Here is a 23,329-nt window from a genome sequence, read left to right on the forward strand (position 1 = left end):
TCTGGATTGCGCCGGTCAGTTAGTGGCTGCGACCGGATGATGGCGGCGCACGCGATAGTTCACAAAGAGGTCCGCGCCGAGCAGGGAGAACAGCAGCAAGCCCTGGAACACGCCGGACAGCGCCTGAGGCAATTGCAGCGAGGTCTGCACCGCTTCGCCGCCGAGATACAGCAGCGCCATCAGCAGACTGGCGAGCACGATGCCGAACGGGTGCAGGCGCCCGACGAACACGACGATGATGGCCGTGAAGCCGTAGCCCGGCGACCACGTGGCCTGCAACTGGCCGATCGGCCCGGCGATCTCGCCCATCCCGGCGAGGCCCGCAAGACCGCCCGAGAGCAGCAGCGAGGTCCAGATCGTCTTTTTCTCCGAGAAGCCCGCGTAACGCGCGGCGAGGGGCGCGAGCCCGCCCACGCTCATGCGGTAGCCCGCGAAGCTGCGGCGCATGAACAGCCAGACGAGCGGAATGGCCGCGAGCGTGAGGAAGATCGACGCGTTCAGACGCGTGCCGCGCAGCCAGTGAATGCGCCAGTCGCCGCCAAAGGTCGGATACAGCGCGTCGCCGCTGAACATTTCGGAGAGCGGAAAGTTCATGCCTTGCGGATCGCGCCACGGGCCGCTCACGAGCCAGATCAGCAGTTGCGTGGCGACGTAGGTGAGCATCAGGCTCGTGAGAATCTCGTTGGTGTTGAAGCGGCTCTTGAGCCATGCGGGAATCGCCGCCCAGGCCATGCCGCCCAGCACGCCCGCAATCATCATCAGGAACAGGATCCACCAGCCTGTCGCCTGATCGAAGTAGATCGCCACGCCGCTCGCCGCGATGCCGCCCAGCACCATCTGCCCTTCCGCGCCGATGTTCCAGACGTTCGCGCGATAGCCGGCGGCCAGGCCCAGCGCGATCAGGCACAGCGGCGAGGCCTTGAGCAGCAGTTCGGACCAGCCGTTGACGCTCGACAGCGGCTCGATGAAGAACGCGTACATCGCCTGCATGGGATCGCGGCCTACGAGGCCGAAGATCAGGAAGCCGATGGCGAGCGTGAGCAGCGCCGCAATGAGCGGCACGGCGATACGCACCGTGCGCGACGGCGTCGTGCGGGCTTCGAGTCGGTACGGAAGGATCATGGTGGTGAAGTCGGTGGTCGGTCTCGGGAGTGATTTGCGCGCGCCGCGCGTGGCCGGGTGATGCGTCGGGCCTCAGGCGTTCGCCACGGTCTGTGCGGGCGGCTCGCCGTTGCGCCCCGCGCCGCCGTCGCCACGATCGGCGCGCTCGCCGAACAGCCCGGCCATCCAGCGGCCGATTTCCTCGGCGTTGGTCTCGCCTGTCAAACGCGCGGGCGAAAGCCGTCCGCCCGCGAGCACCGCAATGCGGTCGCAGATGTCGAAGAGTTCTTCCAGTTCTTCGGAAATCACGAGGATCGCCACGCCGCGCGCCGACAGGTCGAGCAACTGCTGCCGGATGAACGCGGCCGCACCGACGTCCACGCCCCAGGTGGGCTGTGCGACCACGAGCACCTTCGGCGCCTGAAGAATTTCGCGTCCCACGATGTACTTTTGCAGATTGCCGCCCGAGAGGCTTTGCGCAAGCGCGTCGGGGCCGCCGCAGCGCACGTCGAACGCGCCGATACAGCGCTCGGCGAATGCGCGCATCGCGCCGGTCTTGAGCCATCCCGAGCGCACCATGCCTTCGCGATGAGCGGTGAGCAAGGCGTTCTCCGCGAGCGACATGGCCGGCACCGCGCCGCGCCCAAGCCGCTCCTCGGGCACGAACGCGAAGCCGAGCCTGCGCCGCGCGCCCGCCGAAAGACGACCCGCCGGCTTGCCGCAAAGCTTGACCGCGTCGGCGGCTACGTTGTGGCGGGCCGCCTGCGCCTCGCCCGACAGCGCGGCGAGCAGTTCCGCCTGACCGTTGCCCGAGACGCCCGCAATGCCAAGAATCTCGCCCGCATGCACGCCGAACGAAACGTCGCTGAGCGACGTGCCGAACGGATCGTCGCTCGGCATGGAGAGATGCGTTACGTCGAGCAGCACGTCGCCGGGCGTATGCGCGCGGCGCGTGTAGTCGGGCAGTTCGCGCCCGACCATCAGCCGCGCGAGCGACGCATGCGTTTCCTCGCGCGGAATCACGCGGCCCGTGACCTTGCCGCCGCGCAGCACGGTGGCCGTGTCGCACAGCTCCTGGATTTCGTCGAGCTTGTGGCTGATGTAGAGGATGCTGCACCCTTCCGAAGCGAGACGGCGCAGCGTGCCGAACAGCTTGCGCACCGCCTGCGGCGTGAGCACCGAAGTCGGCTCGTCCATGATGAGCAGACGCGGGTTCTGCAACAGACAGCGCACGATCTCCACGCGCTGGCGCTCGCCCACCGTGAGGCTGTGCACGTGCCGCTGCGGATCGACGTCGAGGCCGTACTGCGCCGACACCTCGCGAATGCGTTGGCCCAGTGCTTTCAGGTCGAACGCTTCGTCGAGCGAAAGCGCGATGTTCTCGCCAACGGTCAGTGTTTCGAACAACGAAAAATGCTGGAACACCATGCCGATGCCGAGCTTGCGCGCCGCGGCCGGGCTGCCGATCTCGACAACCTGACCTTCCCAGCGAATCTCGCCCGCGTCAGGGCGCACCGCGCCATAGACGATCTTCATGAGCGTGCTCTTGCCCGCGCCATTTTCGCCGAGTAACGCGTGGATTTCGCCGGGCGCGACCGAGAGCGTGACGTCGTCGTTCGCGCGCACCGCCGGGTACTGCTTCGTAATGCCGCCAAGCGCGAGGCGCGGGACGCCCTTGTCCGTGTTCTCGCCCTGCGCGCCCCTGGCCTGACGTGGAGATGAATCGCCCATGGAGGTTCCGCCGTTGTACGTTATTGCTGTTTCAAAGCCGTTTGACGCGTACCGCCGCGGCCAGGCGTTGCGCACACTCGCGCGGGGTGAAGATACCCGTTAGCCATGCCAAGGTCGAGCCGCCAAAATTCACCGTTGCCCCGCCGCGCGGGCGACTCGGGGTAAGCCTCGCTTGACGGCGTTTTTTGTACATATTAAAAACCATATACCCCCGAACCCCATCGATCAGCCAGAACATATAATCGGAGAATTCATGAGTCAGCAACGCGAGGCGATCGACACGTACCTCTTGCGCGTCTTGCACACGCTTCTGATGGAGCGCAGCGTGACACGCGCCGCCGTCAAGCTCAATCAGTCCCAGCCCGCGATCAGCGCGGCGCTGCGGCGCCTGCGCGACATCACCGGCGACCCGCTCCTCGTGCGCGGCAAGTCCGGCATGGTGCCGACCGAGTACGGCCTGCGCCTGCTCGAGCCCGTGCAGAACGCGCTGCGCGAGATCGAGCGCATTCGCTTCCAGCAACACAATTTCGACCCGGCCACGTCCATCCGTTGTTACCGGATTGGGTGTCCTGACTATCTGAACGTCCTGTTCGTGCCGACCGTGGTCGAGCGCTTTCGTCAGGCCGCGCCCAACGCCACGCTCGAATTCCATTCGCTTGGCCCCGCGTTCGACTACGAACTCGCGCTCGAAGAAGGCAAGCTCGACATCGTCATCGGCAACTGGCCCGAACCGCCCGAGCAACTGCACCTCTCGAATCTGTTCGTCGACCAGATCGTTTGCCTGATGAGCAACACGCACCCGTTCGCCAAACGCGGCGGGCTCACGCTCGACCAGTACCTGAACGCGCCGCATCTCGCCCCTACGCCCTATTCCGTGGGCCAGCGCGGCGCCATCGACGTGCACCTCGCCCGCGAGCGCCTCAAGCGCCACGTGGTCGTCACGCTGCCGTACTTCAATCTCGCGCCCTACGTGCTCATCAAGTCGGACCTGATCTTCACGACCACGCGCCTCTTCGCCGACCACTACGCGCGCTTCCTGCCGCTCACGGTCGTGCCCGCGCCGCTCGACTTTCCGCCCATGCAGTACTACCAGTTGTGGCACGAACGCTGTCATTACTCGGACGAAGTACGCTGGTTGCGCGGCCTCGTGGCCGAAGCCACCAAGACGCTGATCGACAAGCCCTGAGCGCGGCGGCCGCACGATGCTGCGGCCCGCCACGCATTTTTGTCAGCCCTGTGCGGCGCGCGCCCTGAAGCGCGCTGCCGCAGGTCTTCCCTAGCGCGCCATCTGCACGAGCTGCGCCGCGAGCCGGTTGTGCCGCTCGATTACCGGCCCAAGCTCCACCGTCTGCAACACGCCCTCCTTCACGACCACGCGTCCGCCAATCACGCTCAGCGCGACCTGTGACGGCGCGCAGAACACGAGCGCCGCAACCGGATCGTGCAGCGCCCCGGCAAAGAGCGGCTGCCGCAGGTCGAACGCGACGAAGTCGGCCGCCATGCCGGGCGCCAGCGCGCCAATATCGTCGCGCCCGAGCACCTGTGCGCCGCCCAGTGTGGCGATTTCGAGCGCCTCGCGTGCCGTCATCGCGTCCGGGCCAAAACCCACGCGCGCGAGCAGCATGGCCTGGCGCGCCTCGGCCACCATCTGCGCGCCGTCGTTCGACGCCGAGCCGTCCACGCCGAGCCCCACGGGCACCCCTGCAAGCCGCATCTTCTTCACCGGCGCGATGCCCGAGGCGAGCCGCATGTTCGAGCATGGACAATGCGCGACGCCCGTGCCCGTGCGGCCGAAAAGCCCGATGCCGTGATCGTCGAGCTGCACGCAGTGCGCGTGCCACACGTCGCGGCCCACCCAGCCGAGATCCTCGGCGTACTCGGCGGGCGTCATCCCGAACTTCTCCCGGCTGTAGGCGATGTCGTTGACGTTCTCGGCGAGGTGCGTGTGCATCGACACGCCGTAGTGGCGCGCCAGCACCGCCGATTCGCGCATCAGATCGCGGCTCACCGAAAACGGCGAACACGGCGCCACCACGACGCGCAGCATCGCGTAGCGGCCCTCGTCGTGATAGGTCTCGATGAGGCGCTGGGTGTCGGCGAGAATCGCGTCCTCGCGCTCAACCACGGAATCGGGCGGCAGGCCGCCGTCCTTCTGGCCCACGCTCATGCTGCCGCGGCTCGCGTGAAAGCGCATGCCGATGCGTTGCGCCGCGCGGATGCTGTCGTCGAGACGGCTGCCGTTCGGGTAGATGTACAAATGATCGCTCGAGGTCGTGCAGCCCGAGAGCAGCAGTTCCGCCATCGCCGTGAGCGTGGAAACCTCGATCATCTCGGGCGTGAGGTTCGCCCATACCTTGTAGAGATTCGTGAGCCAGCCGAACAGTTCGGCATCCTGGGCGGCCGGCACGGCCCGTGTCAGGCTCTGGTACATGTGGTGATGCGTGTTGACGAGCCCCGGCGTCACGAGGTGGCCACTCGCGTCGATCACCTCGTCGGCCGTGGCGGGGAGTTCCGCCGTCGGCCCGACCGCGACAATGCGGTTGTCTTCCACGTAAATGCCGCCGCCGCGAATCTCGCGGCGCGCGCCGTCCATCGTCAACAGCATGTCGGCATGCTTGAGCAGCAAGGTCCGGCCGGGTTTCGGCAAAGCTTGCCCTTGTGCGAGTGTGCGTTCCATCGTCCTCGTTCGCTCCGTTGTCGTGCCGTGGCGAGCCAGTCCGGCTCGTTCCAGGCGTGTGAACCAGACGCCCTCGCCCGCACCCGCCGGTCAGGCCGGCCGCCCAGGCGCCGGTGCCGACGCGTCCCGGGGAGGACGCCGCTGGCCCGGTTACCCGGCGTCCGACGCCGTCTTCGGGACGCGCAGCACGCGCTGCGCATGACCACAACGATCCTCAGCCAAAATAATCGTGGCAATTCACGCCGCTGCGATACCCACATTCACGCCACGCATATAAAGGTCGAATTTTGGCGTCGCTACGATACCTGCATGGGGCGAACCAATCCGGGGCGCCATGAGCGCGGCACCCAGGGCGCACCCCTATGCGCGAAGCTTTATCTTTCCTATCGCTCGCGCGCGCCGGGTGCGATCGTTCTTAAAATGCGTTCACGGCGCTCGATTCGATCCGCCGACGGGTATGTAGCCACTCACGTGGAGCCTCGATCCGCCGCAATGCATCACGCATGGGATCGAGGACAGTTGCCGGAACATCGCAATCGCACCAGGCACTCACAAGGAAAACTGCGAATGGGCAAGCTGACTACCCACGTGCTCGACACCGCGAACGGCCGTCCCGGCGCGGGCATCAAGGTCGAGCTCTTTGCGCTCTCGGGCGACGCACGCCGCGCGCTCAAGACCGTCACCACCAATCACGACGGCCGCTGCGACGAGCCGCTGCTGGAAGGCGCAACGCTCGAGAAAGGCGAATACGAACTCGTGTTCCACGCCGGCGACTATTTCGCCGCGCTCGGCGCGAACGTGCCCGAGCCGCGCTTCGTGGACCGTGTCGTGCTGCGCTTCGGCATCGCCGACGCCGGTTCGCACTACCACGTGCCGCTGCTCGTTTCGCCGTGGTCGTACAGCACCTATCGGGGTAGCTGAGCGGCTGGCGCATCGCAGTCTCACCACAGGGCGTTTCAGGCGATCTTGGCGCCCGCTTGATGAAGCCCCAAGGTTATACGAACAACAACGGCAGCGCGGCAGCGTCCGGGGCGTCAAACGTCCCTGGCTGCGCGACGCGCGCATACCCCGCAGTTCGCGCAGGCGTCCCGACGCACGCGCAATGCATCAGGAGTGGAGGAGTTTCATGGAAGGCTTTATTACCGACTGGCTGAACCTCGCACTGCGCTGGTTCCACGTCATCGCCGCGATTGCCTGGATTGGCGAGTCGTTCTATTTCGTCGCGCTCGACAACAGCCTCAAACCACCCACGGACCCGAACCAGCGCCGCCGCGGCGTGTTCGGCGAGCTGTGGCACGTGCACGGTGGTGGCTTTTACAACATGCAGAAGTACACCGTGGCGCCGCCCGAAATGCCCGACGACCTGCACTGGTCGAAGTGGCCGTCGTACACCACGTGGCTCTCGGGCGCGTCGCTCTTCACGGTGCTGTACCTCATGGCGCCGAACACGTACCTGATCGACAAGAACGTGCTCGACATGGGTCCGGTCGTCGCGATCTTTTCGGCGCTCGGCTTCCTCGCCGCGGGCTGGATCGTCTATGACTCGCTGTGCCGCGCGCTCGGCACGAAGGACAAGCTGCTCGGCGCCTGCGTGGGCATCTATGTCGTGATCGCCGCGTACCTCGCGTGCCATATTTTCTCGGGCCGCGCCGCGTACCTCATCATGGGCGCCATGCTCGCGACGATCATGTCGGCGAACGTGTTCTTCGTCATCATCCCCGGCCAGCGCAAGATGGTCGCCGCGATGCTCAAGGGCGAAGTGCCGAACCCCATTTACGGCAAGCGCGGCAAGCAGCGTTCGGTGCACAACACGTACTTCACGCTGCCCGTGGTGTTCGCGATGCTGTCGAATCACTACGCCATGACCTATGCGCACGCCTACAACTGGGCCGTGCTCGTGGTGATCATGCTGGCAGGCGCGCTGATTCGTCAGTTCTTCGTGATGCGCCATCGCGGCCAGCAACTCTGGTATCTGCCGATCGGCGGCGTGGCGCTGATGTTCGTCGCGCTGGTATGGACGCTGCCGCGCCCGGTTGTGCCGCAGGCCGAAGCCGCGAACGCGCCCCAGCTCAAGGTCGCCGACATCCAGCCGATCCTCCAGCAGCGCTGTGCCTCATGCCACTCGGCGCACCCGACGATGATGGGCGCAGCGCCCGCTGGCGTGATGTTCGATACGCCCGATGAAATCTCGCAAAACGCGCAACGGCTGTATCAGCAGGCTGTGACGCTCAAGGCGATGCCGCTTGGCAACGTCACGCACATGACCGACGACGAGCGGCAAAAGATTGCCGCCTGGTTCCAGGGCGGTGCGAAGCCGTGATCGACTAACGCCCTCTCGCTAGAGCGAGGAAGCCCGAAGCGCAGTGCGCTTCGGGCTTTTTTCTTTGGCGGGCAGAAATCGCATATGAAATAAATATATTGAACCGCGTCTCGTACGAAAATTCTCAATAAAAACCATTGCAAATAGAGAAATTTCCATAACAAAAAATCTGACGTATAAGTATAAATAATTTTTAAGAGTCGTCTTATGTATCACTTGCTTGCCAGCAAATAGAGTCTGATCGCCCCCTTAATAGAAAGCCTTAGTTGCAGGCTTTTCGGGGGTTTCCCGCTTTGCTCGCATTGCCGAATCGGGATGCAACCAGCCTGCTCTGCGGGACGATTCTTTAATTCAACAAATTGAATATCAGAGTGCCCACGCATTTATGCCGTTGGCGCTTATCGGCCATGCGCTGGCGTTATGCACTGGATATTCACTCTTAGACCACGGCAAGCCATGAACAAGACATATCGATCAGTCTGGAACGAGTCCACGGGGGTCTGGACTGCGGCTCAAGAGAACGCGCGCGGGCGCTCGAAGTCTGCGTCAACGAAGACGGGAGCGGTCGTCTCAGTCGCCATGTCGGCGGCGGTCGCGGCCCTGGCGCTGAGCGCCTCGATGCAGGCGCGTGCGCAGTTCGCAGGCGGTGGAGGCGTACTCGGACCAGCCAACAAAGGTGACGGGGTCTCGATTGGTTATCTTACGAATGCCGTCAATGGTTACTCAATCGGCAGTTGGGTCACGACAACCGGCAACTGGTCCATCGGCTTTGGCCACGCCGTGACGGTGACCGGGCAAAGTAATATCGGCATCGGCACCGACGTACTTGTGATCGGCACCGATGCCATCGCGCTCGGAAACGCCGCAAACGCATATGGTTCGATCGGCTCCACGGCGCTCGGCAGCCACAGCCTCTCATCGAATAGCTACGCGACGGCGCTTGGAGATTACGCGCAGGCAACAGGCCTGAGCGCCACGGCACTGGGCTACAACGCAAGAGCGTCGACCACGAATTCGGTGGCGCTCGGCGCCAACTCGTTGACAGGTTCGGCAACGAGGATCTCGGGCGACACGATTGGCGGCAACTACTATATGTACGCAGGTACGGCACCGGTTGGTGTCGTAAGCGTAGGCTCCGCCGGCGCGGAACGTCAGATCATGAATGTGGCTGCCGGGCGCGTGGCGTCCAACAGCACCGATGCGGTCAACGGCTCGCAACTCTACGCCACGAACCAGGCACTGACAGATCTGGCAGGCAAGAGCACCAATGCCGTACTGTACGACTCGCCGTCACAAACGTCCGTCACGCTCGGCGGCGTGGGCAGCAGAAATCCGGTCGCACTGCGCAACGTCGCGAACGGCGCGCTCACGGCGTCCAGCCTGGATGCCGTGAACGGCTCGCAACTCTACGCGACGAACGAGCGCATCACGAGCCTCGACGGCAAACTCCAGGATGCGGTGCTGTATGACTCCTCGTCGCACAATTCCGTGACGCTGGGTGGCTCGGGTAGCACCAAATCCGTCGCTCTGCACAACGTCGCGAACGGCGCGCTCACGGCTTCCAGCCTGGACGCCGTGAACGGCTCGCAGCTCTACGCGACGAACGAGCGCATCACGAGCCTCGACGGCAAACTCCAGGATGCGGTGCTGTATGACTCCTCGTCGCACAATTCCGTGACGCTGGGTGGCTCGGGTAGCACCAAATCCGTCGCTCTGCACAACGTCGCGAACGGCGCGCTCACGGCTTCCAGCCTGGACGCCGTGAACGGCTCGCAACTCTATGACGCCATGCAGCAGGCGGGTGGCAAGGGGACGCACTACGTCGGCATCAATAGTCTTCCAGACCAAGGAAACTACAACGGCGAAGGTGCGATCGGCGACTCGGCGATCGCCATTGGAGCGAACGCGACGGCATCGGGTTATCATGCCCTCGCCATCGGAACAGGCGCTACCACTACGGCGGCTACCGGTACGGCGATCGGCCACAATACGCTCGCCACCGAAGCATCTGTTGCCCTGGGCGCGTCAAGCTCCGCCACGACCTGGCGAGACGTGGCAATCGGCCCCGGTAGCACGGCCACCGGCGGCTCCTCGATCGCGATAGGTTCTCTCACCACGGCAGCGGGCTATCACGCCATGGCACTGGGCGGCGGCGCGGTTGCTCAGGATAGCTATGGAATCGCCCTCGGTGACACCGCCGTCGCGGCAGGTCGGGCATCCGCCGCGTTCGGCCCCGCAGCGGCGGCGCTGGGCGGTAACGACGTCGCCATCGGTTTCCAGAGCACTTCGTCCGGCGCCGCTGCCATCGCGATCGGCACCGGCGCGCAAGCCGGCGAGGGATCGGCAACAGCGGTTGGCGCAAACGCATTCGCAGCCAGCGCGAACGCGCTCGCGCTTGGTGCAGGAGCCACAGCCTCGCAAAGTTACGCAGTCGCGCTTGGCTCTGACTCCACGACGGCCGCCGCCGTCGGAACATCGGGCACCACGATTCGCGGCGTGCCCTACGATTTCGCCGGCACAAATCCGGCCAGTACCGTCAGCGTAGGCAGCGTGGGCAACGAACGAACGATCACCAACGTTGCTGCGGGGCGGCTCAACGAGGATTCGACCGATGCGGTCAACGGTTCGCAGCTCAATGCAACGAACGAAAGCATCGATGCCATCAACGAGACTGGGACGAAGTATTTCCACGCCAACTCGACGCTGGATGACTCTAATGCGTCCGGAACCGATGCCATCGCAATTGGACCGCTCGCTGTCGCGAGTGGCGATCAGTCGATCGCACAAGGCATGTCGGCGACGGCGGCAGGCGAAGGCGCCATCGCGTTAGGCACGGCAAGCCGCGCCGGCATCAACGCCGGCCCGTACAACGCCGTGGCTATGGCAGTTGGCAGCGGAAGTACCGCTTACGGTGAAGGCGATCTCGCGTTAGGCTCCGGTGCGACGGCAGGCTATGCCTCGACCTCGAGCAGCTCATACCTGCCCGGCGGCGTAGCGATCGGAATGAATGCAAGCGCTACCGGGGGCAACGCTATCGCAGTCGGCCTCAATGCCACATCGACTGGCGGCGCTGCGATTGCGATCGGCAATGGCAGCAAAACGCCTGGATCAAGCTCTTTGGCATTAGGCGCGCTCAGTGCGGCAAACGCAACACAAAGCGTTGTTCTCGGCGCCGCAGCAACAGCAAATGGCGATCTTTCCACCGCGATCGGTTTCGGTGCGTTGGCAAATAACGCGAAAGACGTCGCGCTTGGCTCCGGTTCGACAACGGACGCCGCCGTTGGAACGCCGGACACGACGATTCGCGGTGTTTCCTATGATTTTGCCGGCGCAAATCCGTCCAGCACCGTCAGCATAGGCAGCGTGGGCAATGAACGCACGATCACCAATGTCGCTGCCGGCCGCCTTTCGGCGGATTCTACCGACGCAATCAACGGCTCCCAGCTCTATGCAACCAATCAGGCGATCCAGAACTTCAAGCTGCCATACATCGACGGTAGCGGACAGGGTGACCCCGCGCAGGCAAAGGGCCTGAATTCGGTTGCGCTCGGCTACGGTTCGGTCGCCGATGAAGCGCTGACGGTCTCGGTGGGCAGACCTGATCAGACCCGCCGGATCACGAACGTGGCAGAGGCTCTGGCGGATACCGACGCTGTCAATTTGGGTCAGGTGAGAAGCTTGTTTGGCCTTGATACGTCCGATTCGGCTTCCCGAGTGGCCTTGAACGCGGCTGACAGTGCCTCCCTCGACACCGCTTCCGCCAATTCGCGCCGCGCGCTGGCCGCGGCAGCCCCGGGCAGTGCGACCGGCGCGTCGGCTACAGACGCCACGACTGATGCACTCGCCCTGCACTACGATTCGTCGTCACACGCCTCGGTCACGTTGAGCAGCACGAGCGGCGGCAACGTTCAGCTGACGGGTCTGCAAAACGCGTCGCTCGCCGATGGCAGCACCGACGCCGTGACCGGCCAGCAACTCTTCGCAACCAACCAGCAACTCGACAACCTGAACCAGGCCGTGCAGAACATCAGCACCACGGGCTCGTTCGCCGTCGCCACGAACACCACGAGCGGCGCGGCAGCCGCGACGGGTACGCAGTCAATCGCCGTGGGCGGCGGCGCCGTGGCAACGGGCAACAGCGCGACCGCGATCGGCGACAAGGCCAGCGCATCGGCGGACAATTCGGTCGCCGTCGGCGCGAATTCGATCGCGAATCGCGCCAACGCCGTGTCGGTCGGCGCCGAGGGCGCCGAGCGCCAGATCGTCAACGTGGCGGCAGGCACGTCGGGCACCGACGCCGTGAACCTGAACCAGTTGAACAACGCTATCACCCAGCAATCGAATGCGTTCAACCAGCAGATCACGGGGCTTCAGAACTCGATCAACACCGTCTCGAAGAACGCGTATGCCGGCGTGGCCGCGGCAATGGCCATGCCGAACCTCACGCCTTCAGGTCCTGGACGTACCGTAGTGGCGGCCGGCGGTGGCTACTACATGGGTGGCAGCGCCGCAGCGGTGGGCGTGACATACCGATCGGTCAACATGCACTGGCTTGTGAACGGCGGCGTTTCGGTCACAAGCACGGGCAACACAGCCGCACGCGCTCAGGTCGGATACGAATTCTGACCACGATTGCCCAGACACTGCGCTAATGCGCTGCGCCACATGTGCGAAAGCCACGGCCAAGGCCGTGGCTTTCTTTCGTTGTGCCGCTGTGTCACATCAGAACATCACGGCATTGCGGCCTTCATCGCCTCTTGCGTCAACCAGAGCGACTCCGGCAAATCCTGCTCGTTGAGATTGAGCCCTTCGCCACCGCGATCGACGACGATGAAGTCGCTCACCTCATCCAGCGCGATCAACGGATGATGCCAAACGCCTTTGGCGTAATTCACGCCCTGCCAGCCACGCGAAACGAACGCGCGAATCTTCGTGACATCCAGATCGCCCGCGGGCGCGACCACCACGAGATACGGCTTGTCGTTGAGCGGCACAAACGCCTGGCTGCCGAGCGGATGCCGTTCGAGCATCCTGACCTCGAACGGCAACTCGCGAGGCTGCCCGCGAAAGAGGTTCACGAGCGTGCGCCCGCCCTCGTCCGTCACATCCACTTTCGCGAGATCGTGATAGCGGATCGTCGTGCCGAGGTTGATCGGAATCTGCTTCGCACCCGCAAGCTCGATCACGTCGCCGAACGCCGCGAACGCCTCGCGCGTGAGCGGTTCGATGGTGAGCGTAGTCCTGGTTTCACTCATGATGGCCTCGTCAGCGAATCACGCAAGCGTGCCCCACAGGCGCACGCGCGACACGCCGCCGTCCGGGAAAATATTGAAGCGCACGTGCGTCACGGGCCCGAGCGCCGCGAGTTCGCTTTCGTAGTAGTGCTGCTTGTCCATCTCCAGCTTCTGCTCGCCGAGCAGGACCGGCCAGAACATCGCCTGGGTCACGAGCGAGCTGTCCGTGCCACCCGTCACGCGCGCGGCCTGGAACGAGCAGCGATCGGGATAGTTGCCCTTGAAGTGCGCCGTGTCCACCTCGATCTTCTTGATGATGCCCGGCTGCGCGAGCGCGATGATCGCCCAGTCGTTGCCCGGTTCGCGGCGGCGGCGCGTTTCCCAGCCGTCGCCCATGTTCACGCCACGGCCCGGCATGAGCAGCGTCGACGCCATGCCAAAGTGCTGGTTGTTCGCGCCCACGAGGTACGCGCCGTTTTCCATCGCCGCAAGATCGAAGAGTTCGGCGCGGCTCGCGCCCGCCCAGTCCACTTGCGGCTGGCCATACACGCGCAGACGTGCAATGCCGCCATCCGGATAGATATTCACGCGCAGGTGCGTGTACGGCTTGTCGCTCGAGACTTCCACGTAGTGGTGGCTGTTGCCGTTCAGCGAGGTGGAGGGAACGATTTCCGTCCATTGCGTCGAGGCACCGGGCACGCCGTCGGCAACATACGCGCCTTCCACCGAAGCCGCCGGCGGATAGTTGCCCGTGAAGTGGCTCGTATCGAGGTCGAGCCCCTTGATCACGCCGGGACGCGCGAGCTTCACGATGCACCAGTCGTAGCCGGTCGTGCGCTTGCGGCGCGTTTCCCAGCCGTCCATCCACTTGCCGTGTTCGTCGTACTTGCCCGGAATGAAGACGGCCGGCTCCGGATTGAGCATGCGCTCCTTCGGCGCGAAGAAGTCGTCGCTCGCCTCGAGCGCCTGTGCGCCCAGTCGCGGATCCGCGAGATTCACAAAGCGGCGCGTGAAGTCAGGTGCGTTGGGGTCGAGAGTCGGGAGTGCCATCGTTGTCTTCCTTCGTGTCTTTTCTATGGATCAAAACGGCGCGGCGCCCTCTTCGAACCGCCGAGGGCGCATCGTCGGGTCACGCATCAATCAGTTCATCCAGCCTGAAGCGCGCAATACGGTAAATCTGGTCGAGGCTCGCGCGCATCTCGTCGGCGCGACTGTTATTCAAGCGCGCCTCGAAGTTCGCGATGATGCCGTGGCGGTCGTAGCCGCGCACCGCGAGAATGAATGGGAATCCGAACTTCTCGCGATACGCCCGGTTGAGCGCCTGCAACCGGTCGAACTCTTCCTGCGTGCACTGGTTCAGGCCCGCACCGCTCTGCTCGCGCGTGGATTCAGCGGTCAGCTCGCCGCGCACGGCGGCCTTGCCCGCGAGTTCCGGGTGCGCGTTGATCAGCGCGAGCTGCTTCGCTTCGCCCGCGGTTTCCACGGCCTTCGACATGGTGTGATGCAGCGTGTCGATGCTCGCGAACGGACGCTGCAACGCTGCCGCTTCGGCCACCCAGGGCGAGTGCTCGAAGATGCCCGAGAGCGCCGCCACGAAGGCGTCGGCCGAGGCTTGATTCAACTGTTCGAGGGTGTAGTGCATTGCCTTCATGCGGCGGCCCCGCGGTGGTCGTTCTGTTGCGGTTGATAGGGATGGTGCTCGCGCCAGTGGCGCGCGATGTCCACGCGGCGCGTGACCCACACGCGCTCGTGCTTTTCGATGTGGTCGAGAAAACGTTGCAGCGCGCGAATGCGGCCGGGGCGGCCGAGCAGGCGGCAATGCATGCCGATCGACAGCATCTTCGGCGCTTCGTCCCCTTCTTCGTAGAGCACGTCGAACGCGTCGCGCAGGTACGTGAAGAAGTGATCCGCCGTATTGAATCCTTGCGGCGTGGCGAAGCGCATGTCGTTGGTGTCGAGCGTGTACGGCACGATCAGTTGCGGCACGGTCTTGCCGCCCGTGACCGCCACGTCCATCCAGAACGGCAGGTCGTCGCCATAGTAGTCGGAGTCGTAGAGGAAGCCGCCATATTCGGCAACCAGCCTGTGCGTGTTCGGACTGTCGCGTCCCGTGTACCAGCCGAGCGGACGCACGCCCGTCACGCGCTCGATCGCTTCCATGCCGAGCTTCATGTGCTCGGCTTCCAGCGCCGGCGAGGCGTCCTGATAATGAATCCAGCGATAGCCGTGGCATGCAATCTCATGCCCCAGTTCGACGAACGCGCGCGCCACTTCGGGATGGCGCTCGATCGCCATGCCCACGCCGAACACGGTGAGCGGCAGGCCGCGCTTCTCGAACTCGCGCAGGATGCGCCACACGCCCGCGCGCGAGCCGTACTCGTAGATCGATTCCATGCTCATGTGACGCGCGGGGTAAGCGGCGGCGCCGACGATCTCGGAGAGGAACTGTTCGGAGGCGGGGTCGCCGTGCAGCACGCAGTTCTCGCCGCCCTCTTCGTAGTTGAGCACGAACTGCACCGCGACGCGCGCCTGACCGGGCCAGTTGGCCTGCACCGGATGCCGGCCATAACCGATCAGATCGCGGGGATATTGGGGATCGAGTGGCATGCTGGTCGAATCAATCGAATAGAGAGGATGAAACGAAGTGTCCGCAAACGGCGAGGCACGTTGAAATGCCCGCCGGCCCTGCGTGGCAGGGCCTGGCGGGAGGCCCGCGCAACCTGACATCAGGACCGGACCAGTGTAGCGAAATCACTCTTACGCGCCCATACGCACACTCAGATAGTACGGGTCAAGCGAGGTGTATGTGAGCCGGCCTGCCTCGCTTGCGCGGGTTTCGCCATTGCCCCGCGTTTACCCGTATCGCAGCGGCCGCACCGGCGGCGGCGTTTCCGTAACGGGCGCAGGGTTGGTCGGGCTGAAACGCGCGAAATCGCCGTCGTAGCGCTTGGCGAGCGGGCGCGCGAAGTCGCCGCGCTTGGCGGTCGTGAGGCGCAGCGCAACGAGGCCCTCCACCCACTTCACGGCGGCCGTCACGCCGTCCACCACGGGCACGCCCAACGCCTCCTCCACTTGCGCGCACAGGCTCGTCATTCCCGCGCAGCCCAGCACGATGGCGTCGGCGCCATCTTCGTCGAGCGCGCGGCGGCACTCTTCGACGATCGCGCGGCGCGCGGCCGAGCCCGGCTCGTCGAGTTCAAGCACGGCCACGTCGATGGCGCGCACGTTGCGGCAAAAGCGCGACATGCCGTAACGCTCGGCGAGATGCCAGGCCATGGCGCGAGTGCGCGAGAGTGTCGTCACGACCGAGAAGCCGGGCGCGAGCACGCTCGCCGCGTGCATCGCCGCTTCGGCGATCCCTATCACGGGACCGCGAGCCAGCTCGCGCGCCGCATAGAGACCGGGGTCGCCAAAACAGGCGATGACATAGCCATCGAAGCCTTCGCGCTCGCCGGCCTCCACTTCGGCGAGCAGACCCGGCGTCGCAAGCGCTTCGTCGTAATAGCCTTCGATCGAGGGCGGCCCCATCGTCGGGCTCACCGCCACGACTTCCGTGCCCGGCGCGATCACGGCGCGCGCGCACTGCTCCATTGCGGCGGTCATGCGCTGCGTGGTGTTCGGGTTGATCAGTTTGATACGCATGTCAATTCCTTCGTTGATGCCTGGTTTTGCCTGGTCTTGCCCAACACTCATGCGTTTGCGCGAGCGCGTTCGCCCATCGTGAGCGCGCGATAGAACAATGCGGCGAGCGCTGCACCGATGAACCACGAGAAGTTGGCCGAGCCACTGAGCGACGGCACCATCACACAGAGGATCGCGATCACGGCAGCCGGCAGCAAGGCCGCCACCGCGCGCCAGTTGACGCCGTTGCGATACCAGTACGCGCCCTTGGGCGAAACCGAGTAGAGATCGTCCACGGCAAGACGGCCACGCTTCACGAGATAGAAGTCGACGATCAGGACACCATATAAAGGTCCGATGAAGGCACCAAGCACGTCGAGCGTGTAGTGGATCACGGCCGGATTATTGAAGAGGTTCCACGGCGTGATGAAGATCGACGCCACCGCGGCGAGCATGCCGCCCGCACGCCAACTGATCAGGCGCGGCGCGACGTTGGAAAAATCGAATGCCGGTGAGACAAAGTTGGCGACGATGTTGATGCCGATGGTCGCGATCGTGAACGTGAGCGCGCCGAGAATCACGGCGGTGGGATGATCGATGCGGCCGACCGTTTCGACCGGGTCAGTAATCAGTTCTCCGAACACAGGCAGCGTGGCCGACGTGGTGATGACGGTAACGAGCGAGAACGCGAGGAAGTTGACCGGCAAGCCCCAGAAGTTGCCCTTGTGCACGCTCTTGAGCGACTTGCCGTAACGCGAGAAGTCGCCGAAATTGAGCATCGGCCCCGAGAAGTACGACACCACGAGCGAGATCGCCGTGATCATCACGGGAATCACTTCCGTGCCGTGATACTTCACGCCGCCGAGATTCAGCCCGATGTTGTGCCAGCCCGCGCGGTACACCATATAGCCCGCGAGTGCGAACATGACGACATAAACGGCTGGGCCGGCGAAGTCGATGAACTTCTTGATGGTTTCCATGCCGTTCCAGAACACGAGCGCTTGCAGCACCCACAGCGTCATGAACCCGGCCCAGCCGATTGCGGACAGTCCGAGCAGACCGTGTTTGTGCACATCGGCGTATGGCATGAGTTGCGGGACGAACTTGAGCACGACGATCACGAGCGCGCTCGACGCGAGATACGTCTGGATGCCGTACCACGCAACGGCGATGAGACCGCGGATCACAGCCGGAACATTCGCGCCGAGCACGCCGAAGGTGCCGCGGCATGCAACCGGATACGGCACGCCATGCCGCTGGCTCGGCCGCGCGATCAGATTGCAGAGCACGTTGACGATGGAGATGCCGACGATCAGCGCAACGAGCACCTGCCAGCTCGTGAGGCCAAGCGCGAAAAGACTGCCCGCGAACACATAGCCGCCCACGCTGTGCACGTCGGACATCCAGAACGCGAAGATGTTGTACGCGCCCCAGGTCTGCTCCTTGAGCGGTGCGAGATCGTGGTTGTAGAGCCGCTCGCTGTAGCCGGCAGGCAAGCGCAGGGTTTCTGCGCTCTCGCTGCTTTCGCCGGATTCGAAGTTGGGCACTGCCGGACTGCCAGGTGACGCGCTGAACTGAGCCATGATCCGCTCCTTGGGATGGATACGCCGACGGAAAAAAGACGCCTGAACGCCTCGAAACGCGTGCGAACCGCCGCTGGACGCGGCCGCCGCGATATCCCCGAATGGTCCGGCCCGAGGCACCCGCCGCTTACCGGTCGCCGCTTTCGCGCGCCCTGCAACGCCGTGCCTGCTTCAAGCCGTGCGCATGCCCTGCATGCGCCCCACTCCATCCTTTTGAGCCGCGGCGGGCACGTTTCGCCGTGCGCCGCCGCGATTGACTGCCATCCTTTGCTGAAATCCGTTTCAGCGCCACCGCAAACTGCGGCTCAGCGTGCGAGCACCGTCGTCTCGCGTGTGCCGAATACTTCCTGCAAGTCGACCGATGCGCCGGCCGGCCGGTCGAGCATCCTCAGCTCGACGCCCTGCAAATGCCGCACCATGAGCTCGGCAGCCAGCTTCTCATCTCCGGCTTCGAGCGCCGCGAGAATCGTCTCGTGGTCGTCGAACGAACAGGGACTGCGCCCCGGCGATTCGTAGAGCGCTGAAATCAGCGTCGAGCGCGCCACGAGCCCGTTCAGGCAGTCGCAAAGCACGGTATTGCCGGTGAGCGTGGCGAGCGACGTATGGAACTCGCCCGAGAGGCGGATCCACGTCGGGAAGTCGCGGCCCTCGAAGGCTTTGCGCTCGCGCCGGATCGTCTCGCCGATGCTCTTGAGCCGCCGGTTGCCGTGCTGCGCGCTGCAAATGCGCCCCACCACGGCCAGCTCGATGATCCGCCGCATCTCGAACACCTCGTGCACTTCCTGGAGCGTCGGGCTGGCGACGAACGCGCCGCGATTGGGCTCCAGGTCCACGAGATGGTCCGTTGCGAGCAGCGCAAGCGCCTGGCGGATCGGACCGCGCTTCACGCTGAATACTTCGCACAACTGGGCTTCCGTCAATTTCGCGCCGGGCGGCAAGCGGTGCTCGAGGATCGCGGCGCGAATGCGCGCGGCGATCGCTTCGGGCTTCATGCCGGTTGCTTCGGCGTCGATATCGGTCTTTCGCATAGCTCGGGTCTCTATGTTGGGTATCCTAGGTTGGACATAAATATTGTCAACAATTTTATCGGTGAACCTGGGGAAGATCCCCACGCGCACCCGATTCGCTGCATGCCTTTTTTCGGTGAAAGTCGCTTTATATCGGGGAATCCGGCACCATAGCGGTGATTCGCCGCCTCGAAATGGGTCCATTTTTTGTCAACAATTTGGCCGTGAGGCTTTCTTCTGAGTATTTGCCTGAACCGTGCATGATAGGCTGTTAGTTGCATATGTATCCACTAAAAAAGCGCCCGAAAGCGCTCGCGATGCTTATGCGTCAACCCAGATGCGGGTAGTCGCTCACGGTCAGCTCGAAGCCGTGCGGCGCGGCGTTCAACTGCGCCGACGCGCCCATCGGCAGCGTCACCATATCCGGAATGTGGCCGAACGGCAGGCCCGTCACCACCGGGATACCCACGACCGAACGCACCTGCTCCACCATCTCGCGGAGGTCGTAACCGTTGTCGTAGTCGAACTGCTTGCTACCCGAGAAGTCGCCCAGCACGAGCGCCTGCTGGCGCGCGAGGATGCCCGTGAGGTGCAACTGATAGATCATGCGTTCGATGCGGAACGGCTGCTCGTTCACGTCCTCGACGAACAGGATGCCGCCCTCGACCGGTGGCAGATAAGGTGTGCCGATCAGCGACGTGAGCACCGCGAGATTGCCGCCCCAAAGCGTGCCCGACACGTTCACCGCTTGCGCCTGGGGCGCGTTCACCTTCAGCGTGAAAGTCGGCTTCGAGAGCGTCTCCCAGAAGTGCTGCATCGTGAAGCTGCTGAGATTCTCGGCGCCGAAGTCGCTGACGAGCATCGGGCCGCCAAACGTCGTGAGCCCGGCGCGCGCGAGCAGCGCCAACTGGATGGCGGTGAAGTCGCTGTGCCCCACGAAGGCGATGGGTTGATCCTTCAGGCGCCGCTGCAATCCTTCGTAGTCCAGACCGTGCAGGATGCGTACCGCGCCATAGCCGCCGCGCACCGCCAGCACGATGTCCGGCAGGTCGCGCGACGGATCGGCCAGGCGGTTCAGCTCGGCTGCGCGCTGGCCGTCGGTGCCGGCAAACCGCTGATAGCGTCGCTCGGTCGACTGCACGCCATCGACATGATGGCCCTGCGCCCGCAACCGCGCGAGCGCACGATGCACCGCCTGCGGATCGTGCGGATAGCCGGACGGTGCGATCAGTTCGATGGTGCGATGTAGGGTCATGTCGGCTGAAATTCAGGCTGAAGGTTCGTCCGGGCTGCAAGCGCCGGCTCGCGTCTGCTCTTCTTCGCTCTGCAAGCGCGCCGCCCGCCGCGCTTCGCGGCTCACGCGCCGCCGCTCGGCGAAGAACGTGCGCAGCGCTTCGCCGCACTCGTCCGCCAGCACGCCACCGGATACGCTCGTATGGTGATTGAGCTGCGGATTGGCGAATGCATCGACCACGCTACCGCACGCCCCCGTTTTCGGGTCGTGCGCGCCGAACACGACGCGCGCGATGCGCGCATGCATGATCGCGCCCGCGCACATCAGGCACGGTTCAAGGGTCACATAGAGTTCGCAGCCGGGCAAGCGGTAGTTACCCAGCGCCTGGGCGGCGGCGCGCAAGGCGGCCATTTCGGCGTGCGCGGACGGATCGTGCCCACCGATCGGATGATTGAAGCCCGACGCGATCACTTCGTCGCCGCGCACGAGCACGGCGCCCACGGGCACCTCGCCCGCCGCGCGCGCCGTTTCGGCGGCGGCCTGGGCGAGCCGCATGAAATGGCGGTCGCGTTCGGTAAGGGTATCGGTCGGAGAATCTGCCCCGGACGCCGTGCCGGACGACCCGTGCGGAGCGAGTGGTCCGAGTGGTTCGACAGGCGCGTCAGTCACGCCGCCCCCGCCAGCGCCGAACCCGGCTCACCGGCGGCGCGCTCGGACAAACGCTCGGCAATGCGGCGACGGTACTCGTGCGGCACGACCATCGGGCCGCCGCCGCGCAACGATTCGAGCGCCATGTCGAGCGCGAGCATGCGCGCGCGAAGACGGCATTGCTCGGCCTTGTCGCTGACCTTGGCGAGTTCCGCTTCGAGATCGCACAACGCGCGCAACTGCTCGAGCGCGGGCGGCACGAACCCGGCGTTCTTCAGGATGCGGTTGGCTACGCGCACTTCTTCGGGCACGAGCAGGTCGTCGTCGAGCGCCTGCGGCGCGCCTGCGCCGGGCAGGTCGTCGAGGTCGCCACGCGCAGCCGCGGCGGCAATCCGTTGTTCGACGAGGGCATCAAGCAATTTCATCAGCAATCCACTACGTTGCGGCTCACGCATTCTATCAGGGTAAGACCTGGAGGACCGTGTGCTTCCGTCGTGTACTTCCGTCATGTGTGTCATCGGCTTCCGACAGCTTGACAGACCCACAGTTTGATGCCGGTTGCATGCGCACGCACGACAAAACCTGGAATCGTCCGATAGCGTCCGCCAGTGGAACGAGCGTATCGTTAGGCGGCTGGATCCGGTCAGGACCTAGACCGGTTCGCCCCCTTTTTTCAACCTGCCATGATGAAACGAAACACCTCCTCTTCCACCGGCTCGACGGCGCGCCGCTTGCGCCTCGCTGCCCTGTGCTGCTTGCTGGCCGCCAGCCTTTCGGGCTGCGGCGTGTTCTGCGGGGCGGTGGGCGGCAGCGGCGGAGGCATGGCGGGTGGATGCGGCGCCGGCATGCGGTTTTGAGGGGCGGATGTGACAACGCCGCCGACATGCGCGGATCGAACCGGCACACCAGCGGCGTTTGAAGGTTTGCGAGGCTGAGCGCCCCGCTCACCCTACCCTTTAGTCCTTCATCACCTTGCCGACCGCGTCAACCACCACGCCCACGTTGGCCTCGTTCAAGCCTGCCACGCACATGCGGCCCGAACGCAAGATATACACGCCGAACTCTTCCTTCAGGCGCTCGACCTGATCCGCGCTCAGCCCCGTGTACGTGAACATGCCGCGCTGCTTCACGTAGCGCGACAGCGCCGCTTCGCTCGCGTGGGCACGCAAGCCGTCGTGAATCGCGACGCGCATGCGGGCGATGCGCTCGCACATCGCCGCCAGCTCCTGCTCCCACGAAGCCTTCAGTGCCGGCGTGTTCAACACGCGCGTCACGATCTTGGCGCCGTGAGTCGGCGGGTTGCTGTAGTTCGCGCGCACCGCGCTCGTGAGCTGGCCGAGCACGCGGTCAGCGGCCGCCGCGTCTTCGCAGATCACGTGCAGGCCACCGCAGCGCTCGCCGTACAGCGAGAAGTTCTTCGAGAACGAATTCGCCACGAGCGCGGGCACGCCGCGACGCGAGAGCTCACGCACCGCGAAGGCGTCGTCGTCGAGGCCCGCGCCGAAGCCCTGGTACGCCATGTCGACGAACGGCAGCAGGTCGCGCTTTTGCAGCACGTCGATCAGTTGCTCCCACTGCGCGCGATCGAGATCGACGCCCGTCGGGTTATGGCAGCACGCGTGCAGCAGCACGACGCTTTTCGCCGGCAGCGCGTCGATAGCCGAGAGCATGGCCTCGAACTTCAGGCCGCCCGATGCCTCGTCGTAGTACGGGTAGGTGTTCACCGTGAAGCCCGCGCGCTCGAAGATGAAGCGGTGGTTCTCCCACGTCGGATCGCTCACCCACACCTGGCTGCCCGCAAAGTAGCGCTTGATGAAATCGGCGCCGACCTTGAGCGCGCCCGAGCCGCCCAGCGTCTGCACGGTCGCGATGCGGCCTGCTGCGCGCGAGGGGCACTCGGCCCCGAACACGAGCGACTGCACGGCGTCGCGATATTGCGCGAAACCGGCCATCGGCAGATAGGGCTTCGGGCCCGGCTCCTCGAGAATCGCCGCCTCGGCCGCGTGAACGGCCTTCATGACCGGCAGACGGCCTTCATCGTCAAAGTAGATGCCGATGCTCAGATTGACCTTGTTCTGACGCGGGTCCTTCTGGAAGTTCTCGTTGAGCGAGAGGATCGGGTCGCCGGGGTAGGCATCGATGTGTTCGAACATGGTGTTTACTGATTAGCTCT

At 64.7% G+C, this 23,329-nt stretch carries 17 protein-coding genes and 1 pseudogene; 4 read left to right on the forward strand and 14 right to left on the reverse strand.

Annotation, left to right across the window (positions count from 1 at the left end; genetic code table 11):
* Positions 1-15: 15 nt before the first annotated feature.
* Positions 16-1,122 (reverse strand): ABC transporter permease, encoded by a 1,107-nt coding sequence (locus tag C7401_RS18005; RefSeq protein WP_112172761.1) that lies wholly within the window; start codon positions 1,120-1,122, stop codon positions 16-18.
* A 72-nt stretch (positions 1,123-1,194) separates the two neighbouring features.
* Positions 1,195-2,832 carry an ABC transporter ATP-binding protein gene (locus tag C7401_RS18010; RefSeq protein ID WP_112172762.1) on the reverse strand — a complete coding sequence of 546 codons (1,638 nt, stop codon included), beginning with the start codon at positions 2,830-2,832 and terminating at the stop codon, positions 1,195-1,197.
* Positions 2,833-3,085: 253 nt separating this feature from the next.
* Here C7401_RS18010 and C7401_RS18015 point away from each other — a divergent pair, with 253 nt between their 5' ends.
* Positions 3,086-4,018, forward strand: coding sequence for a LysR substrate-binding domain-containing protein (locus tag C7401_RS18015; RefSeq protein ID WP_112172763.1), 933 nt, complete (start codon positions 3,086-3,088; stop codon positions 4,016-4,018).
* A 90-nt stretch (positions 4,019-4,108) separates the two neighbouring features.
* Here the strand turns inward: C7401_RS18015 and C7401_RS18020 are convergent, their stop codons facing one another.
* Positions 4,109-5,509, reverse strand: a complete 1,401-nt coding sequence (locus C7401_RS18020) for an 8-oxoguanine deaminase (RefSeq protein ID WP_112172764.1) — start codon at positions 5,507-5,509, stop codon at positions 4,109-4,111.
* Positions 5,510-6,076: 567 nt separating this feature from the next.
* Here C7401_RS18020 and uraH point away from each other — a divergent pair.
* From uraH to C7401_RS45010, 3 genes are all read left to right on the forward strand, one after another.
* On the forward strand, positions 6,077-6,430 hold the full coding sequence (uraH, locus tag C7401_RS18025; protein WP_112172765.1) for a hydroxyisourate hydrolase: 354 nt from the start codon (positions 6,077-6,079) through the stop codon (positions 6,428-6,430).
* A gap of 205 nt (positions 6,431-6,635) precedes the next feature.
* The gene (locus tag C7401_RS18030; RefSeq protein ID WP_112172766.1) at positions 6,636-7,829 is read left to right on the forward strand and encodes a urate hydroxylase PuuD; all 1,194 of its coding nucleotides are present in this window, start codon (positions 6,636-6,638) and stop codon (positions 7,827-7,829) included.
* A gap of 456 nt (positions 7,830-8,285) precedes the next feature.
* Positions 8,286-12,455 (forward strand): ESPR-type extended signal peptide-containing protein, encoded by a 4,170-nt coding sequence (locus C7401_RS45010; RefSeq protein ID WP_181565605.1) that lies wholly within the window; start codon positions 8,286-8,288, stop codon positions 12,453-12,455.
* A gap of 104 nt (positions 12,456-12,559) precedes the next feature.
* Here C7401_RS45010 and C7401_RS18070 read toward each other — a convergent pair whose 3' ends face one another.
* From C7401_RS18070 to C7401_RS18120, 11 genes and pseudogenes are all read right to left on the reverse strand, one after another.
* Positions 12,560-13,084, reverse strand: a complete 525-nt coding sequence (locus C7401_RS18070) for an ureidoglycolate lyase (RefSeq protein ID WP_112172767.1) — start codon at positions 13,082-13,084, stop codon at positions 12,560-12,562.
* Positions 13,085-13,102: 18 nt separating this feature from the next.
* A complete protein-coding gene (alc, locus tag C7401_RS18075) occupies positions 13,103-14,113 on the reverse strand; it encodes an allantoicase (protein WP_112172768.1) in 1,011 nt (336 codons plus the stop codon).
* A 79-nt stretch (positions 14,114-14,192) separates the two neighbouring features.
* Positions 14,193-14,714 carry a 2-oxo-4-hydroxy-4-carboxy-5-ureidoimidazoline decarboxylase gene (gene uraD, locus C7401_RS18080; protein WP_112172769.1) on the reverse strand — a complete coding sequence of 174 codons (522 nt, stop codon included), beginning with the start codon at positions 14,712-14,714 and terminating at the stop codon, positions 14,193-14,195.
* Complete coding sequence (gene puuE / locus C7401_RS18085) at positions 14,711-15,670, reverse strand: allantoinase PuuE (protein ID WP_112172770.1); 960 nt, start codon at positions 15,668-15,670, stop codon at positions 14,711-14,713. The genes uraD and puuE overlap by 4 nt, the downstream gene beginning before the upstream one ends.
* A gap of 184 nt (positions 15,671-15,854) precedes the next feature.
* Positions 15,855-16,705 (reverse strand): annotated as a pseudogene (locus C7401_RS18090) (aspartate/glutamate racemase family protein).
* A gap of 47 nt (positions 16,706-16,752) precedes the next feature.
* Positions 16,753-18,267, reverse strand: coding sequence for an NCS1 family nucleobase:cation symporter-1 (locus C7401_RS18095; RefSeq protein WP_112172772.1), 1,515 nt, complete (start codon positions 18,265-18,267; stop codon positions 16,753-16,755).
* Positions 18,268-18,572: 305 nt separating this feature from the next.
* Entirely contained in the window at positions 18,573-19,295 is a 723-nt protein-coding gene (locus C7401_RS18100) for a GntR family transcriptional regulator (RefSeq protein ID WP_181565606.1), read from the reverse strand.
* 307 nt (positions 19,296-19,602) lie between these two features.
* Positions 19,603-20,529 (reverse strand): muramoyltetrapeptide carboxypeptidase, encoded by a 927-nt coding sequence (gene ldcA / locus C7401_RS18105; protein ID WP_112172773.1) that lies wholly within the window; start codon positions 20,527-20,529, stop codon positions 19,603-19,605.
* A gap of 12 nt (positions 20,530-20,541) precedes the next feature.
* A complete protein-coding gene (tadA, locus tag C7401_RS18110) occupies positions 20,542-21,177 on the reverse strand; it encodes a tRNA adenosine(34) deaminase TadA (RefSeq protein WP_112172774.1) in 636 nt (211 codons plus the stop codon).
* Complete coding sequence (locus C7401_RS18115; RefSeq protein WP_112172775.1) at positions 21,174-21,581, reverse strand: DnaJ family domain-containing protein; 408 nt, start codon at positions 21,579-21,581, stop codon at positions 21,174-21,176. The genes tadA and C7401_RS18115 overlap by 4 nt, the downstream gene beginning before the upstream one ends.
* A gap of 531 nt (positions 21,582-22,112) precedes the next feature.
* Positions 22,113-23,309: an amino acid aminotransferase gene (locus C7401_RS18120; RefSeq protein WP_112172776.1), complete on the reverse strand. Its 1,197-nt coding sequence runs from the start codon at positions 23,307-23,309 to the stop codon at positions 22,113-22,115.
* Between the last annotated feature and the right edge of the window lie 20 nt (positions 23,310-23,329).

Source organism: Paraburkholderia unamae (assembly GCF_003268775.1).
In the GTDB taxonomy this organism is placed as follows: domain Bacteria; phylum Pseudomonadota; class Gammaproteobacteria; order Burkholderiales; family Burkholderiaceae; genus Paraburkholderia; species Paraburkholderia unamae.

Coding starts and splice junctions, on each gene's coding strand:
- C7401_RS18005 (WP_112172761.1), bottom strand. CDS start 1,122: ATGATCCTTCCGTACCGACTCGAAGCCCGCACGACGCCGTCGCGCACG.
- C7401_RS18010 (WP_112172762.1), bottom strand. CDS start 2,832: ATGGGCGATTCATCTCCACGTCAGGCCAGGGGCGCGCAGGGCGAGAAC.
- C7401_RS18015 (WP_112172763.1), top strand. CDS start 3,086: ATGAGTCAGCAACGCGAGGCGATCGACACGTACCTCTTGCGCGTCTTG.
- C7401_RS18020 (WP_112172764.1), bottom strand. CDS start 5,509: ATGGAACGCACACTCGCACAAGGGCAAGCTTTGCCGAAACCCGGCCGG.
- uraH (WP_112172765.1), top strand. CDS start 6,077: ATGGGCAAGCTGACTACCCACGTGCTCGACACCGCGAACGGCCGTCCC.
- C7401_RS18030 (WP_112172766.1), top strand. CDS start 6,636: ATGGAAGGCTTTATTACCGACTGGCTGAACCTCGCACTGCGCTGGTTC.
- C7401_RS45010 (WP_181565605.1), top strand. CDS start 8,286: ATGAACAAGACATATCGATCAGTCTGGAACGAGTCCACGGGGGTCTGG.
- C7401_RS18070 (WP_112172767.1), bottom strand. CDS start 13,084: ATGAGTGAAACCAGGACTACGCTCACCATCGAACCGCTCACGCGCGAG.
- alc (WP_112172768.1), bottom strand. CDS start 14,113: ATGGCACTCCCGACTCTCGACCCCAACGCACCTGACTTCACGCGCCGC.
- uraD (WP_112172769.1), bottom strand. CDS start 14,714: ATGAAGGCAATGCACTACACCCTCGAACAGTTGAATCAAGCCTCGGCC.
- puuE (WP_112172770.1), bottom strand. CDS start 15,670: ATGCCACTCGATCCCCAATATCCCCGCGATCTGATCGGTTATGGCCGG.
- C7401_RS18095 (WP_112172772.1), bottom strand. CDS start 18,267: ATGGCTCAGTTCAGCGCGTCACCTGGCAGTCCGGCAGTGCCCAACTTC.
- C7401_RS18100 (WP_181565606.1), bottom strand. CDS start 19,295: ATGCGAAAGACCGATATCGACGCCGAAGCAACCGGCATGAAGCCCGAA.
- ldcA (WP_112172773.1), bottom strand. CDS start 20,529: ATGACCCTACATCGCACCATCGAACTGATCGCACCGTCCGGCTATCCG.
- C7401_RS18115 (WP_112172775.1), bottom strand. CDS start 21,581: ATGAAATTGCTTGATGCCCTCGTCGAACAACGGATTGCCGCCGCGGCT.
- C7401_RS18120 (WP_112172776.1), bottom strand. CDS start 23,309: ATGTTCGAACACATCGATGCCTACCCCGGCGACCCGATCCTCTCGCTC.